This is a genomic window from Hydrogenophaga sp. GW101-3F08 (assembly GCF_059424585.1).
Window position 1 is genome coordinate 474,613 of the sequence record NZ_JBWKZP010000002.1, and the last position, 16,363, is coordinate 490,975.

11 protein-coding genes are annotated in these 16,363 nt (G+C 65.3%); 2 read left to right on the plus strand and 9 right to left on the minus strand.

What is annotated here, in order from left to right:
- Positions 1 to 39 precede the first annotated feature (39 nt).
- Positions 40 to 3,663, plus strand: coding sequence for a hydantoinase B/oxoprolinase family protein (locus tag AC07YZ_RS07880; protein WP_494794354.1), 3,624 nt, complete (start codon positions 40 to 42; stop codon positions 3,661 to 3,663).
- Positions 3,664 to 3,780: 117 nt separating this feature from the next.
- Here the strand turns inward: AC07YZ_RS07880 and lapB are convergent, their stop codons facing one another.
- The 9 genes from lapB to gyrA form a co-directional block, all read right to left on the minus strand.
- On the minus strand, positions 3,781 to 4,926 hold the full coding sequence (lapB, locus tag AC07YZ_RS07885; RefSeq protein WP_226493718.1) for a lipopolysaccharide assembly protein LapB: 1,146 nt from the start codon (positions 4,924 to 4,926) through the stop codon (positions 3,781 to 3,783).
- On the minus strand, positions 4,916 to 5,224 hold the full coding sequence (locus tag AC07YZ_RS07890) for a lipopolysaccharide assembly protein LapA domain-containing protein (RefSeq protein WP_226493717.1): 309 nt from the start codon (positions 5,222 to 5,224) through the stop codon (positions 4,916 to 4,918). Before AC07YZ_RS07890 ends, lapB begins: the two co-directional genes overlap by 11 nt.
- 46 nt (positions 5,225 to 5,270) lie before the next feature.
- Positions 5,271 to 5,591 (minus strand): integration host factor subunit beta, encoded by a 321-nt coding sequence (locus tag AC07YZ_RS07895; RefSeq protein WP_226493716.1) that lies wholly within the window; start codon positions 5,589 to 5,591, stop codon positions 5,271 to 5,273.
- A 75-nt stretch (positions 5,592 to 5,666) separates the two neighbouring features.
- On the minus strand, positions 5,667 to 7,349 hold the full coding sequence (gene rpsA, locus AC07YZ_RS07900; protein ID WP_226493715.1) for a 30S ribosomal protein S1: 1,683 nt from the start codon (positions 7,347 to 7,349) through the stop codon (positions 5,667 to 5,669).
- Between the two features lie 184 nt (positions 7,350 to 7,533).
- Positions 7,534 to 9,582, minus strand: a complete 2,049-nt coding sequence (locus AC07YZ_RS07905; RefSeq protein ID WP_494794355.1) for a bifunctional 3-phosphoshikimate 1-carboxyvinyltransferase/cytidylate kinase — start codon at positions 9,580 to 9,582, stop codon at positions 7,534 to 7,536.
- Between the two features lie 43 nt (positions 9,583 to 9,625).
- The gene (locus tag AC07YZ_RS07910; protein ID WP_226493713.1) at positions 9,626 to 10,504 is read right to left on the minus strand and encodes a prephenate dehydrogenase; all 879 of its coding nucleotides are present in this window, start codon (positions 10,502 to 10,504) and stop codon (positions 9,626 to 9,628) included.
- A 61-nt stretch (positions 10,505 to 10,565) separates the two neighbouring features.
- On the minus strand, positions 10,566 to 11,663 hold the full coding sequence (gene pheA, locus AC07YZ_RS07915) for a prephenate dehydratase (protein WP_494794356.1): 1,098 nt from the start codon (positions 11,661 to 11,663) through the stop codon (positions 10,566 to 10,568).
- Between the two features lie 4 nt (positions 11,664 to 11,667).
- Complete coding sequence (gene serC / locus AC07YZ_RS07920) at positions 11,668 to 12,774, minus strand: 3-phosphoserine/phosphohydroxythreonine transaminase (protein ID WP_494794357.1); 1,107 nt, start codon at positions 12,772 to 12,774, stop codon at positions 11,668 to 11,670.
- Entirely contained in the window at positions 12,771 to 15,413 is a 2,643-nt protein-coding gene (gene gyrA / locus AC07YZ_RS07925; protein WP_226493710.1) for a DNA gyrase subunit A, read from the minus strand. Before gyrA ends, serC begins: the two co-directional genes overlap by 4 nt.
- A 263-nt stretch (positions 15,414 to 15,676) precedes the next feature.
- Between gyrA and ompA the strand changes: the two genes are divergently transcribed.
- Positions 15,677 to 16,330 carry an outer membrane protein OmpA gene (ompA, locus tag AC07YZ_RS07930; protein ID WP_319004834.1) on the plus strand — a complete coding sequence of 218 codons (654 nt, stop codon included), beginning with the start codon at positions 15,677 to 15,679 and terminating at the stop codon, positions 16,328 to 16,330.
- Positions 16,331 to 16,363: the final 33 nt, after the last annotated feature.

Here is a 16,363-nt window from a genome sequence, read left to right on the forward strand (position 1 = left end):
GACAAGGCAGTATTCGTTTACAACCACAGCTCAAACACCATGCAAGACACCCTTTCCCCCCCCCGCTGGCAGTTCTGGATCGACCGTGGCGGCACCTTCACCGACATCGTGGCCAAACGACCCGATGGAACATTGGCCACCCACAAGCTGCTGAGCGAAAACCCCGAACAGTACAAGGACGCGGCGGTGGCGGGCATCCGCCATCTCCTGGGCCTGAAGCCGGGCCAACCGATCACGCCCGAGCAAGTCGAGTGCGTGAAGATGGGCACCACGGTGGCCACCAACGCGCTGTTGGAACGCAAGGGCGAACCCACGCTGCTGGTGACGACCGCGGGTTTTCGCGACGCCCTGCGCATCGCCTACCAGAACCGCCCACGCCTGTTCGACCGCCACATCGTCTTGCCCGAACTCTTGTACAGCGAGGTGATCGAGACCCATGAGCGCATCGACGCCCATGGCGGCGTGGTGACGCCTCTGCACGAGGCGCCTTTGCGCGGCGATCTGCTCGCGGCCTACGGCCGGGGTCTGCGCAGCGTGGCCATCGTGTTCATGCACGGCTACCGCTACATCGAACACGAGGCCGCTGCCAGCCGCATCGCGCGCGAAGTGGGTTTCACGCAGGTGAGCACGTCCCACGAAACCAGTCCGATGATGAAGTTCGTGAGCCGGGGCGACACCACGGTGGTCGACGCCTACCTTTCGCCCATCCTGCGCCGCTACGTGGAGCAGGTGGCCGGCGAGATGCCCGGCGTGAAGCTGTTCTTCATGCAGTCGTCGGGCGGCCTGACCGATGCCCACGCCTTCCAGGGCAAGGACGCCATCCTCTCCGGCCCGGCCGGGGGCATCGTGGGCATGGCGCGCACCGCGGCGCTGGCGTTCGCGGACGGCCCAGCGGCGGGTGGCGCTGTCAAGGTGATCGGCTTCGACATGGGCGGCACCTCGACCGATGTCTCGCACTACGCGGGCGAGTTCGAGCGCGAGTTCGAGACGCAGGTGGCTGGCGTGCGCATGCGTGCGCCCATGATGAGCATCCACACCGTGGCGGCCGGCGGCGGCTCCGTGCTGTCGTTCGACGGTTCGCGCTTTCGCGTGGGCCCCGAGAGCGCGGGGGCCAACCCCGGCCCGGCCAGCTACCGGCGCGGGGGCCCGCTGGCGGTGACCGATGCCAACGTGATGACCGGCAAGATCCAGCCGCTCTACTTTCCCCGCGTGTTCGGGCCGGCGGCCAACGAGGCCTTGAGCGTGGACGCGGTGCGCGCGAAGTTCGGGGAACTGGCCGCGCAGACCGGACGCAGCGCCGAGGACGTGGCCGAGGGCTTCATCAACATCGCGGTGCAGCAGATGGCCAACGCCATCAAGAAGATTTCGGTGGCACGGGGCTACGACGTCACGCGCTACACGCTGCAGTGTTTTGGCGGCGCGGGCGGCCAACACGCGTGCCTGGTGGCCGACGCGCTGGGCATGACGCGCGTGTTCGTGCACCCGCTCGCGGGCGTGCTCAGCGCCTACGGCATGGGCCTGGCCGACCAGAGCGTGATCCGTGAGCAGGCGGTGGAACTGCCGCTGGAGCCAGGCTCGCTGCCCCTGATCGCCGAGCGGCTGGACGCGCTCGGTGACGCGGCGCAGGCCGAGCTGCGGCGCCAGCAGGTCAATACGGGCGAGGTCACGGTGCACCACCGGGTGCATGTGCGCTACGCCGGCAGCGATGCGGCGCTGGTGGTGCCCTACGGCGACATGGCGGCGATCCAGGCTGGTTTCGAAACCGCCTACCGCCAGCGCTTTGCCTTCCTGATGCAGGGCAAACGCCTGGTGGTGGAGGCTGTGTCGGTCGAGGCGGTGGTGGCGGGCGACGCGCCGAACGAGCCGCGCCTGCAGACCCACGAGCCGCGCGAAGTGCCGCGGCGGGACACGGTGCGCATGTACTCGGGCGGCGAGTGGTTCGACGCCGCCCTGGTGGTGCGCGAAGACCTGCGTCCGGGCGACGTGATCCCCGGGCCCGCCATCATCGCCGAGCAGAACGCCACCACGGTGGTGGAGCCGGGCTGGGAAGCCGTGCTGACGGCGCGTGACCACCTGGTGCTGGACCGGCGTATCCCGCGCGTGACCCGCTTCGCGGTGGGCACCACGGTGGACCCGGTGCTGCTGGAGGTGTTCAACAACCTCTTCATGAACATCGCCGAGCAGATGGGCCTGCAGCTGCAGAACACCGCCCATTCGGTCAACATCAAGGAGCGGCTGGACTTCTCCTGCGCCCTGTTCGACGCCGAAGGCAACCTGATCGCCAACGCGCCGCACATGCCGGTGCACCTGGGCAGCATGGGCGAGAGCATCAAGACCGTGATCCGCGAGAACGCGGGGAAGATGCTGCCCGGCGACGTGTACGCGCTCAACGATCCCTACCACGGCGGCACCCATCTGCCCGACGTGACCGTGATCACCCCGGTGTACCTGGGTGGCGCGGCCCACGACAGGCCGCTGTTCTACGTGGGCAGCCGGGGGCACCACGCCGACATCGGCGGCACCACGCCCGGCTCCATGCCGCCTTTCTCCACCCGCATCGAGGAAGAGGGTGTGCAGATCAACAACTTCAAGCTGGTCGACCGGGGCGTGTTGCGCGAGGTCGAGATGGTGACGCTGCTGCAGAGCGGGGAATTCCCGTCGCGCAACCCGCAGCAGAACATGGCCGACCTCAAAGCGCAGATCGCGGCCAACGAAAAGGGGGTGCAGGAACTGCGCAAGATGGTCGAGCAGTTCGGCCTGGACGTGGTGCAGGCCTACATGGGCCATGTGCAGGACAACGCCGAGGAGTCGGTGCGCCGCGTGATCACGCGCCTGAAAGATGGTGAGTTCACGTTGCCCCTGGACAATGGCGCGCGGATCCAGGTGGCGGTGCGGGTGAACGCCGCGCAGCGCAGCGCCGAGATCGACTTCAGCGGCACCTCGGCGCAGCAGCCCAACAACTTCAACGCCCCCACGGCGGTGTGCATGGCGGCCGTGCTCTACGTGTTCCGCACGCTGGTGGACGACGACATCCCGCTCAACGCGGGTTGCCTCAAGCCGCTCAAGGTCATCATCCCCGCTGGCTCCATGCTCAACCCGAATCTGCCGGCCTCGGTGGTGGCGGGCAATGTGGAGACGTCGAGCTGTATCACCAACGCGCTCTATGGCGCCCTGGGCGTGATGGCGGCGAGCCAGTGCACCATGAACAACTTCACCTTCGGCAACGCCGCGCACCAGTACTACGAGACGATCTCGGGCGGCAGCGGAGCCGGGGAGGGGTTCGATGGCACCAGCGTGGTCCAGACCCACATGACCAACTCGCGCCTGACCGATCCCGAGGTGCTGGAGTTCCGTTTCCCCGTGCGGCTGGAGAGTTACGCCATTCGCGAGGACTCGGGCGGCGCCGGGCGCTGGCGCGGGGGCGATGGCGGCGTGCGCCGGGTGCGCTTCCTGGAGGACATGACGGCCAGCATCCTGTCCAACGGGCGCATCCACCCGGCCTTCGGCATGGCCGGCGGCATGCCGGGCGCCCTGGGTATCAACCGTGTGGTGCGCAGCGACGGCCGCATCGAGGCGCTGGCCCACATCGGCCAGGCCGAGATGAAGCCTGGCGACATCTTTGAGATCCACACGCCGGGCGGAGGCGGGTTCGGGCCGCTGTGACCGGATGAACGCACTTTCCGGCGTGCGTGCCAAAACCCGGAACACCGCGGAACCGGCTTTGCCGGGCCGCAGGTGTTGCCCCCTTGGGGGTCGCGCGCAGCGCGGCGGGGGTGGCCTCTAGAGCTCTTCGACGCGCCGGGCCGGGTAGCTGTCCCAGGCCTGGCAGCCCGGGCATTGCCAGAAGTGCTGACGTGCTTCAAAGCCGCAGGCCGCACAGCGGTAGCGCTTGAGCGGCGCACTCGCCTGTTCCAGCGCCGCCTGTACGCGGGCCTGGGCCACGTCGTCGGACAGCTTCTCCCCGGCCAGCCATTGCGTGGCCATCACCAGCGAGGCTTCGCGGCCCAGGTGGTCGAGATAGCGTGAACGCGCCTCCTCAGGGCCGCCGCTCAGGCTGACCATGGCTTCGGTCACATCGATGGAGGGCGCGCGGCTGTTGAACGACTGCAGCAGGGTCAGCGCCTCTGCCTGTCGGCCCGTCTGCACCGCCAGCTCGGCCAGCGCGTGGGCCGCCAGCGGCAGGGTCTGTGGTGCGTGCTGGCACAGCATGCGCAAGGCGTCGAAAGCGGCCGCAGCGTGGCCGCCCTGGGCCTTCAGGCTGGAGAGCGCCATCCAGCCACGTGCAAGCTGGGGTGCGTGGGCCACCGCTTCGCCCAGCAGCTGCAGGGCCTGTGTGGTGTTGCCATCGCGTTGTGCCTGCTCGGCTTCTTCGCAGAGGTAGTGGGCGAGCCGGGTGGTGAAGCTGCCCTGTTCGGCGTCATCCAGGCGCTGCGCGATGCGTTTGGCCTGTGGCCAGTCGCGCGAGCGCTCGTAGATGGCGAGCAGGGCCAGCAGGGCCTCGCCTTCAAACGCCGACCCTTCGAGCTTGTGCAAGGCCGCTTCGGCGCGGTCGAGCAGGCCCGCCTTGAGGAAATCCAGCGCCAGCGCGTGCTGGGCGCGATCGCGGTCCTTGCGGCTGAGGTCGGCGCGGGCCAGCAGGTGCTCATGCACCCGCACGGCGCGGTCGTAGTCGCCCCGGCGGCGAAACAGATTGCCCAGCGCGAAGTGCAGTTCGGCGGTGTCGGGGTCGCCCTGCACCGCCTCGATGAAGGCGTCGATGGCCTGGTCCTGCTGTTCGTTGAGCAGGTAGTTCAGGCCGCGGAAATAGGCCTTGGGTGCCTGCCGGCTTTCCATGCGCCATTGGCGCAGGTCGAGACGGGATGCACCCCATCCAAGCGCGAATGCCAGCGGCAGGCCCCAAAGCAGCCAGGTGAGATCAAAGTCCATGCCGGGGGTCGTGGGGGTCGGGAATGAGGGTGGAGTCGGCGTCAAAAGCCGTGCCGGCCCGCGGCGACGAGGCTGAAAGCGGGCGATGGGCCTTTCTGGCCCGCAGCCACAAGGGCAGCATGACGGCCACCCCGAGGAACACCCCGAGAATCAGCGCGACCAGGATCACCAGCACGAGCGGCGCCTGCCATTGCACCCCGAAAAACAGGTGCAGGGTGACCGGCTCCTGGTTGTTCAGCGCGAAGGCGAACAAAGCAAAAAAAATGGCTGCGTTGAGCAGCCACATCAGGTATTTCAAATCATCCCCTCTGTGGTGGGACGATTGTAGCGAGCGGGGCCCCTGGTCAGACCGGCTTGTTCGGTGCACGCGCCAGGATCTCGGCGGTCCTGGTGTCCACCTGTTCGCGCAGGGCCTTGCCCGGCTTGAAATGGGGGACGCGTTTTTCCGGAATCATCACGCTCTCGCCCGAGCGCGGGTTGCGCCCGACCCGGGGGGAACGGCGGTTGACGGAGAAGCTGCCAAAGCCGCGGATCTCGATCCGGTGCCCTTTGACCAGCGCATCGCCCATCGCGTCGAGGATGGCCTTGACGGCGAATTCGGCATCGCGGTGGGTGAGCTGGCCAAAACGGCCGGCCAGAGCTTCAACGAGGTCGCTGCGGGTCATGTCTGGGAAAAAACTCGGTCGTGCTGTTGGGCTGCACCGGGCGGATGCTCGCGCACCCGCCCAGGTTCAGTCGGCTCAGTTGTTGTTGTCGAGCTTGGCGCGCAGCAGGGCACCCAGGCTGGTGGTACCGGCGTTCTCGCGGGAAGACTGCTGGCTCAGGGAGGCCATGGCTTCCTGCTGGTCGGCGGCATCCTTGGCCTTGATGGACAGCTGGATGTTGCGCGTCTTGCGGTCGATGTTGACCACCACGGCGGTCACTTCGTCGCCTTCTTTCAGCACGTTGCGCGCATCTTCCACGCGGTCACGGCTGATTTCGCTGGCGCGCAGGTAACCCAGCACGTCTTCGCCCAGATCGATCTCGGCACCCTTGGCGTCCACGGTCTTGACCTTGCCGGTCACGATGGAGCCCTTGTCGTTGACCGACACGAAGGTGGTGAACGGGTCGCCGTCGAGCTGCTTGATGCCCAGGGAGATGCGCTCGCGCTCCACGTCGATGGCCAGCACGATGGCTTCGACTTCCTGGCCCTTCTTGAAGTTGCGCACGGCGGCTTCGCCGGTTTCGTTCCAGGACAGGTCGGACAGGTGCACCAGGCCGTCGATACCGGCGGCCAGACCCACGAACACGCCGAAGTCGGTGATCGACTTGATCGGGCCCTTGACGCGGTCGCCGCGCTTGGTCTGCTCGGCGAACTCGTGCCACGGGTTGGCGCGGCACTGCTTCATGCCCAGGGAGATGCGGCGCTTGTCTTCGTCGATGTCGAGCACCATGACTTCGACCTCATCACCCAGCGACACCAGCTTGGACGGGGCCACGTTCTTGTTGGTCCAGTCCATCTCGGAGACGTGCACCAGGCCTTCGATGCCGGGTTCCAGTTCAACGAACGCGCCGTAGTCGGCGATGTTGGTGATCTTGCCGAACATGCGGGTGCTTTGCGGGTAGCGGCGCGAAACGCCCATCCACGGGTCGTCGCCCATCTGCTTCAGACCCAGGGAAACGCGGTGCTTCTCGGTGTCGAACTTCAGGATCTTGGCGGTGATTTCCTGGCCAGCCGTCACCACTTCGCTCGGGTGACGGACACGGCGCCACGCCATGTCGGTGATGTGCAGCAGGCCGTCAATGCCGCCCAGGTCCACGAACGCACCGTATTCGGTGATGTTCTTGACCACGCCGTGCACGATGGCGCCTTCCTTGAGGGTGTCCATCAGCTTGGCGCGCTCTTCGCCCATGGAGGCTTCCACCACGGCGCGGCGGCTCAGCACCACGTTGTTGCGCTTGCGATCCAGCTTGATGACCTTGAATTCCAGGGTCTTGTTTTCGTAGGGGGTCAGGTCCTTGGTCGGACGGCTATCGACCAGCGAACCCGGCAGGAAGGCGCTGATGCCGTTGACCATGACCTTGAGGCCGCCCTTGACCTTGCTGGAGGTCGTGCCGGTGACGAATTCACCAGACTCGAGCGCTTTTTCCAGCGACATCCACGAAGCCAGGCGCTTGGCCTTGTCGCGCGACAGCAGGGTGTCGCCGAAGCCGTTTTCCACGGAGTCGATGGCGACCGACACGAAGTCGCCGACCTGGACTTCGAGTTCGCCCTGATCGTTCTTGAATTCGGCCAGCGGAACGTAGGCTTCCGATTTCAGTCCGGCGTTGACCACCACGTGGCTGTGTTCGATGCGAACGACTTCAGCGGTGATGACTTCGCCCGAGCGCATTTCGGCACGTTTCAGGGACTCTTCGAACAGGGCGGCAAAAGATTCAGACATTGAATTTCCTAAAACCGCTCAAACAGTCGGGCGCGGATCCACCACAAGGCGGTTCGCACGGAGATCGACGGATGGGCGGCGTTGACGTTGCGGTGCGTGGCACCGCGGGGTTAAGTGAAAGAACCATCGGGCCTGCGGGCTGTGAACACCCGGCCGTGCCGTCTGGGCCATCAAGGTGGTGGACTCAGTTGCCCGAGAACACCGTTTTGCCCTGCCACCAGTTCAACACATGCTGCACCGATTGCTCGACGTCCAGCCCGGAGTTGTCCAGTTGCAAGGCATCTTCGGCCGGCTTGAGTGGGGCGTGTGCCCGGGACGAATCCCGGTGGTCGCGCTTTTCCAAGTCCGCCAAAAGACTGGTGATGTTAGCAGCAATTCCCTTTGAAATCAACTGCTTATATCGCCGTTGGGCGCGCTGCTCGGCGCTTGCGGTGAGGTACACCTTGAGCGGCGCGTCCGGAAAGATCACGGTGCCCATGTCACGCCCATCGGCCACCAGTCCGGGCAGGCGGCGAAAACCGTGCTGCAGGGTCAGCAGGGCGGCGCGCACCTCGGGCACGGCCGACACGCGCGAGGCCGCCATGCCAGCCACTTCGCTGCGCAGCGCATCGCTCACGTCCACGCCATCGAGCCAGATGCGCGGGCCGTCAAAGCGCACCTGCAGCCCCGACGCCAATGTGCCCAGGCGCTGGGCCTGCTCGGGCTGGCGCAGATCGTCTTCGGCGGTGGACAAGCCGGCCTTGCCGGCCGCAAGGCCCACCAGCCGGTACAGGGCGCCGGAATCCAGCAGGTGGTAGCCCAGCCGTTGCGCGACCTCGGCCGCCAGGGTGCCCTTGCCGGAGGCGGTGGGGCCGTCGATGCAGATCACCGGGATGCGGGCGGCGTCTGCCTGGCACACGTCGAACAGGGCCTCGAAGTAGTCCGGGAAGGTCTTGGCCACGCATTTCGGGTCTTCGATGCGCACCGGCAGGCTTGCCGGGTTGAACGCCGCGAGCGAAAAGCACATGGCGACACGGTGGTCGTCGTAGGTGTGGATGGAGGCGGCCCGCCAGTGCGCCGGGGTGGCCGGTGGTGTGATGCGGATGAAGTCCGCGCCTTCTTCCACGGTGGCGCCGAGCTTGCGGCATTCGGTGGCCATGGCGACGATGCGATCGGTTTCTTTCACGCGCCAACTGGCGATGTTGCGCAGGGTGGTGGTGCCGTCGGCGTAGAGCGCCATCACGGCCAGCGTCATCGCCGCGTCCGGAATGTGGTTGCAGTCCAGCTCGATGGCCTTGAGTGGCCACAGCCCACGCCGGATGTGCAGCCGGTTGGCCTCGCCGGTGATCTGCGCGCCCATCAGGCGGGCGGCCTCCACGAAGCGGATGTCGCCCTGGATGGAGGCCAGGCCCACGCCTTCGATGGTGATGCCGTCCCTGCCAGGCAACGCGGGTGCCAGCGCACCCAGCGCGATGAAATAGCTGGCCGATGAAGCGTCGCCTTCGACGGGAATGCGCCCGGGCGATGTGTAGCGGCTGCCCGCCGGAATGGTGAAGCGCGACCAGCCATCTCGCTGGACCTGGACGTCGAACCTTTCCAGCAGGTTGAGCGTGATTTCGATGTAGGGCCGGGAAATCAGCTCGCCGACCACGTCGATGTGGATGTCCTGCCGGGCCACCAGAGGCAGGGCCAGCAGCAGGGCGGTGAGAAACTGGCTGGACACATCGCCGCGCACGCGGATGGGCGCATCGAGGTTCAACGCCTGCGGCTGACCATTGCCCAGCCGCAGGGGCGGATAACCTTCCTGACCGAGGCAGTCCACCGGGCAACCCAGCTGCCGCAGGGCGTCCACCAGGTCGCCGATCGGCCGCTCGTGCATGCGGGCGATGCCACTGAGCTCGAACGCGCCACCGTGCTGACTGGCCAGCAGCGCCAGGGCCGCGGTGAGCGGGCGCATGGCGGTGCCGGCGTTGCCCAGGAACAGCTGCGCGGTCTTCACGGGTAGCGCCCCACCCAGACCGTGCACCCGCAACGCGCCGTCGTCCTGGGGTTCGATGCGACAGCCCAACTGCGCGAGGGCCGCCAGCATCACGCGTGTGTCGTCCGAATCGAGCAGGTCGGTGATGCCGGTGTGACCCACGCTCAACGCTGCCAGCAGCAAAACCCGGTTGGAGATGCTCTTGGAGCCTGGCAGGCGGACGGTGCCGCCCGCGCTCTTCAATGGCGGAATGTCGAGATGGTCGATGGAGTACATGCGGAGGGCTTGCGGTGCGCGAGCGCCGGCGGAAACGATGGGCTCAACTGCGGGGTTTGATGGCGCTCATGCGCCAGTGGGCGCGTGAAGTGCTGGCGCGGTCAATCAGCGACTCCAGTGCATCCGGGTTGTCCGCGGCGATCGCGGTTTCAAAGGCATGCAGGGCACGCTGGAAGTGCCGGGACTGGGCGATGAGCTCTTCGCGGTTGGACATGAGGATGTCGCGCCAGATGCTCGGATCACTCGCCGCGATGCGGGTGAAGTCGCGAAAGCCAGGGCCGGCCAGCGAAAGGAACTCTTCGCCTTGCGGCTGCCCGGTGACGGCGTTCATCAAGGCAAACGCAATCATGTGCGGCAGGTGACTCACGGCCGCATAGGCGGCGTCGTGGGCCTCGGGCGTCATCTGTTTGACATGGCAGCCCAGCGCCGTCCAGACTGCGTGAGCCTTGTTCAGCTGGGCGGTCTGTGTGCGCTCAATGGGCGTCAGAATCACCTGGCGGCCGGTGTACAGATCCGCATCGGCGTTCTCCACGCCGGCGAGTTCCTTGCCTGTGATCGGGTGGGCGGGCACGAACACGCCGACCTGGTCACGCAGCACGCGGCGCGCGGCGTCGATTACCTCGCGCTTGGTCGAACCCACGTCCATGATGAGCGTGTCAGGGCCCACCAGGTGGCGAATGGCCTTGAAGGTCGTTTCGGTGGCCGACACCGGCACCGCCAGCAACACCAGGTCCGCGCCGCTGACCGCCAGCAGGGCCGAGGGCGCTTCCACATCGATCACGCCCATTTGACGTGCCCGTTCGGTGGTGGAAGGCGACTTGCTGTAGCCCACCACGCGCTTGACCAGCCCCGCCTTCTTGAGCGCGAGTGCGAATGAGCCACCCATCAGGCCGCAACCGATCAGTCCCAGTTGTTCAAACATCAAGAACCCCGCCGGGCAGCCCCAAAGGGGATAAAGAAGGTATGTGAAGGAGTGCGCTCATTCATTCGCTGACCGGGTACGCACCCAGCACCTTGTAGAACGCGCACAGCCCCTTCAGCTCCTCGAGGGCGGCCGCCACGTGCGGCTGCGAGGGGTGGCCAGCGATGTCGATGTAGAAGTAATACTCCCACTGCCCGGATTTGGCCGGACGCGACTCGAAGCGCGTCATGGACACGCCGTTGTTCTTCAGCGGCACCAGCAGGTCGTGCACCGCGCCCGGCCGGTTGGGCACCGACACCACGAGGCTGGTGCAGTCCTTGCCGGTGGCGGGTGGCATGGCCAGTGTCTGCGGCAGGCAGATCACGGCGAAACGCGTGCGGTTGTAGGCCTCGTCCTGGATCGCGTGGGCCACTATGTGCAGACCGAACTGCGCAGCGGCCCGTTCGCTGGCCAGCCCGGCCCAGGCCGGGTTGGTGGCGGCCAGGCGGGCGCCTTCGGCGTTGCTGTCCACAGCGCGGCGTTCGGCATGGGGCAAGTGTTGGCTCAGCCAGTTCTGGCATTGCGCGAGCGCTTGCGGGTGCGCCATGACGACCTCGATGCCTTTGAGGTCGTTCACCTGGCGCAGCAGGTTGTGCCGCACCAGCAGGCTGACCTCGCCCACGACATGCACCGGCGAGCGCAGGAACAGGTCCAGCGAACGGGCCACCACCCCTTCGGTGGAGTTTTCCATGCCCACCACGCCGTACTGGGCGGTGCCCGCCGCCGTGGCGTGGAACACCTCGTCGAAGTTGGCGCAGTAGATCAGGTTGGCGGCGCCACCGAAAAATTCGATCGCCGCCTGCTCGCAGAACGTTCCCTGCGGCCCGAGCACGGCGACCCGCTGCGGCGCTTCCAGCGCCAGACAGGCCGACATGATTTCGCGCCAGATGGACGCCACGTGCTGGTTGAGCAACGGCCCCTGGTTGGCCGCCTGGATTTTCTCGATGACCTGGGCGACGCGATCCGGGCGGAAGAAGGGCGAGCCTTCGGCGCGCTTGATCTCGCCCACCTGCTCGGCCACCCGGGCGCGCTGGTTGAGCAGCGACAGCAACTGCTGGTCGAGCGAATCGATCTGGACGCGCAGGGCTCCGAGGGCATCGGATTGTGTGGGTTGCGTCATGGCGTCAGGCCCGGGTTTTCTCGAAATCGCGCATGTAGGTCACCAGCGCTTGTACACCCGCCAGCGGCAAGGCGTTGTAGAGGCTGGCGCGCATGCCACCGACCGATTTGTGGCCCTTGAGCTGCAACAGGCCCGCGGCCTTCGCGCCGGCCAGGAAGGCCTCGTTGCGCGACTCGTCGCGCAGGAAAAAAGGCACGTTCATGCGCGAGCGGCAGTTCCGGGCCACCTTGTTGATGTACAGCTGCGACTGGTCGATGAAGTCGTAGAGCAGGGTGGCCTTGGCCAGATTGCGCTGCTCCATGGCCGCCACGCCGCGGAACGCACCCTCGCTCTGGCGCTTGAGCCACTGGAAGGTCAGGCCGGCCATGTAGATGGCGTAGGTAGGGGGCGTGTTGTACATGGATGCGTTGTCGGCCACGGTCTTGTAGTCGAACGCACTCGGGCAGATGGACAGCGCGTGCCCCAGCAGGTCCTCGCGCACCACCACCAGCGTGAGACCGGCTGGCCCCAGGTTCTTTTGCGCGCCGCCAAAAGCCAGGCCGACACGCGACCAGTCAACCGGTCGCGATGCAACGTGCGAGGAAAAGTCGATCACCAGCGGCGCATCGCTGCCCAGCACTTTGAGGTCGGGCAACTGATGGACTTCGATCCCGTTGATGGTTTCGTTGCTGCAGAGGTGCACGTACTGGGCATCGCGGCTGAGCTGCCACGAAGCGGGGTCGGGCAACTCAGTGTGCGCTTCTGCCGCATTGCTGGCGGCCAGGCGGGCCTCGCAGTATTTGCCGGCCTCCTTGAACGACTTCTGGCTCCAGCTGCCGGTGACCACAAAGTCCACCACCCCGCCACGCGAGAGGTTCAGCGGAACGATGGCGTTTTCGGCCAGTCCGCCGCCCTGCATGAACAGGATGCGGAAATGGGCCGGAACGGCCAGCAGTTCGCGCAGATCCGATTCGGCCGTCTCGATGATGGACATGAACTCCTTGCCGCGGTGGCTCATCTCCATCACGCTCATGCCGCTACCGTGCCAGTCGAGCATCTCGCTGGCCGCTTGCTGCAGCACCTCGGCCGGCATGGCGGCCGGACCGGCGGAAAAATTGTAGGGGCGCGTCATGGCGCTTCGGCGCCGGCGTCATCCGCCTCGCTTGGGTCGGCGAGCTCCGGCACGTTCGCATCGTTTTCCACGATGCGTTGCAGGCCGGAGAGCTCAGCGCCTTCATCCAGCGCGATCAGGGTCACCCCTTGCGTGGCCCGGCCCATTTCGCGGATCTCGCTCACGCGGGTGCGCACCAGCACACCCTTGTCGGTGATCAGCATGATCTCGTCGTCGCTGTGCACCAGCGTGGCGGCCACCACCTTGCCGTTGCGCTCACTTTGCTGGATCGCGATCATGCCCTTGGTGCCACGACCGTGGCGCGTGTACTCGCCAATCGGCGTGCGTTTTCCATAGCCATTGATGGTGGCGGTGAGCACGCTCTGTGCTTCGTCCTCGGCCACCAGCATGGCGATCACGCTCTGGCTGTCTTCGATCATCATGCCGCGAACACCACGCGCGTTGCGGCCCATCGGGCGCACATCGTTTTCGTCGAAACGCACGGCTTTGCCGCCATCGGAGAACAGCATCACGTCGTGCTGGCCATCGGTGAGTGCCGCTCCGATCAGGAAGTCGCCGTCGTCCAGGTCCACCGCGATGATGCCGGCCTTGCGCGGGTTGCTGAATTCGTCCAGCGCGGTCTTCTTGACCGTGCCCATGGACGTGGCCATGAACACAAAACGGTCGGACGGGAAGCTGCGCATCTCACCGGTCAGCGGCAGCACCACGTTGATCTTCTCGCCTTCCTGCAGCGGGAACATGTTGACGATGGGGCGGCCGCGCGAACCACGCGAACCCGCCGGAACTTCCCAAACCTTGAGCCAGTACAGGCGGCCCCGGTTGGAGAAGCACAGGATGTAGTCGTGCGTGTTGGCGATGAAGAGCTGGTCGATCCAGTCGTCTTCCTTGGTGGCCGTGGCCTGCTTGCCGCGACCGCCGCGCTTCTGCGCCCGGTATTCGGAGAGAGGCTGGCTCTTGATGTAGCCGCTGTGACTGAGCGTGACCACCATGTCGGTGGGCGTGATCAGGTCCTCGGTGGAGAGGTCCTGTGCGCTGTGTTCGATCTCGCTGCGGCGAGCGCCCAGCTTGGTCTGGCCAAACTCGACCTTCACTTCCGTCAGCTCTTCGCCAATGATGGCGGACACGCGCTCGGGCCGCGCCAGGATGTCGAGCAGATCGTCGATCTCGCCCATGACCTCCTTGTACTCGGCCACGATCTTGTCCTGCTCCAGGCCGGTCAGGCGCTGCAGGCGCATCTGCAGGATTTCCTGCGCCTGGGTTTCGGACAGGCGGTACAGACCATCGCTGCCCATGCCAAAGGCTTTTTCGAGTCCATCCGGACGGTAGTCGTCGGCGTTGATCACGCCACCATCGGCGCGCGTGCGGGTCAACATTTCGCGGACCAACTGGCTGTCCCAGGGACGGGCCATCAACTCGGCCTTGGCAACGGGCGGTGTGGGCGACTCGCGGATGATGCGGATGAAGTCGTCGATATTGGCCAGCGCAACGGCCAGGCCCTCCAGCACATGACCACGCTCGCGGGCCTTGCGCAGGTTGAACACCGTGCGGCGCGTCACCACTTCACGGCGGTGCTCCAGGAACACCTGGATCAGGTCCTTGAGGTTGCACAGGCGCGGCTGACCATCGATCAGCGCCACCATGTTGATACCAAAGGTGTCCTGCAGCTGGGTCTGCTTGTACAGGTTGTTGAGCACCACCTCGGGCACCTCACCACGCTTGAGCTCGATCACCAGGCGCATGCCGGACTTGTCCGACTCGTCCTGAATGTGGCTGATGCCTTCGATCTTCTTCTCGTGCACGAGTTCGGCGATGCGCTCCTGGAGGGTCTTCTTGTTGACCTGGTAGGGCAGCTCGTCCACGATGATGGACTGGCGCTGGCCTTTGTCAATGTCTTCGAAGTGGCACTTGGCACGCATCACCACGCGTCCGCGTCCGGTGCGGTAACCGTCCCGAACACCATTCATGCCGTAGATGATGCCCGCGGTGGGGAAGTCGGGCGCCGGCACGATTTCCATCAGTTCGTCAATGGAGGCTTCCGGGTGCTTCAGCAGATGCAGGCAGGCATCGACCACCTCGTTGAGGTTGTGCGGCGGGATGTTGGTCGCCATGCCCACAGCGATACCGGACGATCCGTTGACCAGCAGGTTGGGCAAACGCGAGGGCAGCACCAGGGGCTCTTTTTCGGAGCCGTCGTAGTTGGGGCCGAAGTTGACCGTCTCCTTGTCGATGTCGGCCAGCATTTCGTGGGCGATCTTCGACAGCCGGATTTCTGTGTAGCGCATGGCCGCGGCGTTGTCACCGTCCACCGAACCGAAGTTGCCCTGGCCATCGACCAGCATGTGGCGCAACGAGAAGTCCTGCGCCATGCGGACGATGGTGTCGTAAACCGCGCTGTCACCATGCGGATGGTATTTACCGATGACGTCACCAACGATGCGCGCCGATTTTTTGTACGCACGGTTCCAATCGTTGTTCAGCTCGTGCATGGCAAACAGCACGCGCCTGTGCACCGGCTTGAGCCCGTCGCGTGCGTCTGGCAAGGCACGACCAACGATCACGCTCATGGCGTAATCGAGGTAGCTGCGTCGCATCTCCTCTTCAAGACTGATGGGCAGGGTCTCTTTGGCGAACTGTGTCATGAACGGGTGCTGGTGTACGGATGTGAGCCAAAAGGCAACCGCTCATTTTAGTGGTGGCGTGGCACAGGCCCTGATCGGTAGGTCTGTTGTGCCTCAACAACGAATGACTTGGAGAAGCAGAATGTGGTTACAACACGGTATGGCAGCGCACAGATGGCTATAGTTTGCTTGTGGCACAATAAATTCAACGTTTTGAGTGGTGGTCACTTCAAGCGTCACTGTCGATAGCAGCCCCATTTGGGGCAATACCAAGAGGAAAAACCATGAATAAACTGAACAAAGTGGCAATGTTGATTGCATCCGCTGCTCTGGCAACTAGTGCTTTCGCTGCGCCCTCCAGTGGCACCGAAACCAATGACAACTGGCGCAGTGGCCATGGCAATCTTCAATGGAAGAACGGCGACGGCACCCTGTGCTGGCGCAATTCCAGCTGGACGCCTGCCACGGCAGCCAAGGATTGTGATGGCGCCATTGTGCCGGCCCCGGCACCCGCACCCGCTCCAGTGGCCGCGCCTGCTCCCGCTCCGGCCCCAGCTGCACCTGCTCCCGCTCCGGTGGCTACCAAGGTGACCTACGCTGCAGACGCGTTCTTTGACTTCGACAAGGCTGTGCTCAAGCCCGAAGGCAAAGCCAAGCTGGATGATTTGGCTGGCAAGGTCTCCGGCATCAATCTGGAAGTGGTGATTGCCGTGGGTCATACCGACTCCGTTGGCTCTGACAAATACAACCAGTCGCTGTCCAATCGCCGCGCCGAGGCTGTCAAAGCTTACTTGGTGAGCAAAGGCATCGAAAGCAATCGCATCTACACCGAAGGCAAGGGCGAGTCCCAGCCGGTGGCCGATAACGGCACCCGCGAAGGTCGCGCCAAGAACCGTCGCGTGGAAGTGGAAGTTGTCGGTACGCGCGCTGGCAAATAAGTCTCCTTTGCTGAGTTTCTGACGCAAGGCCCC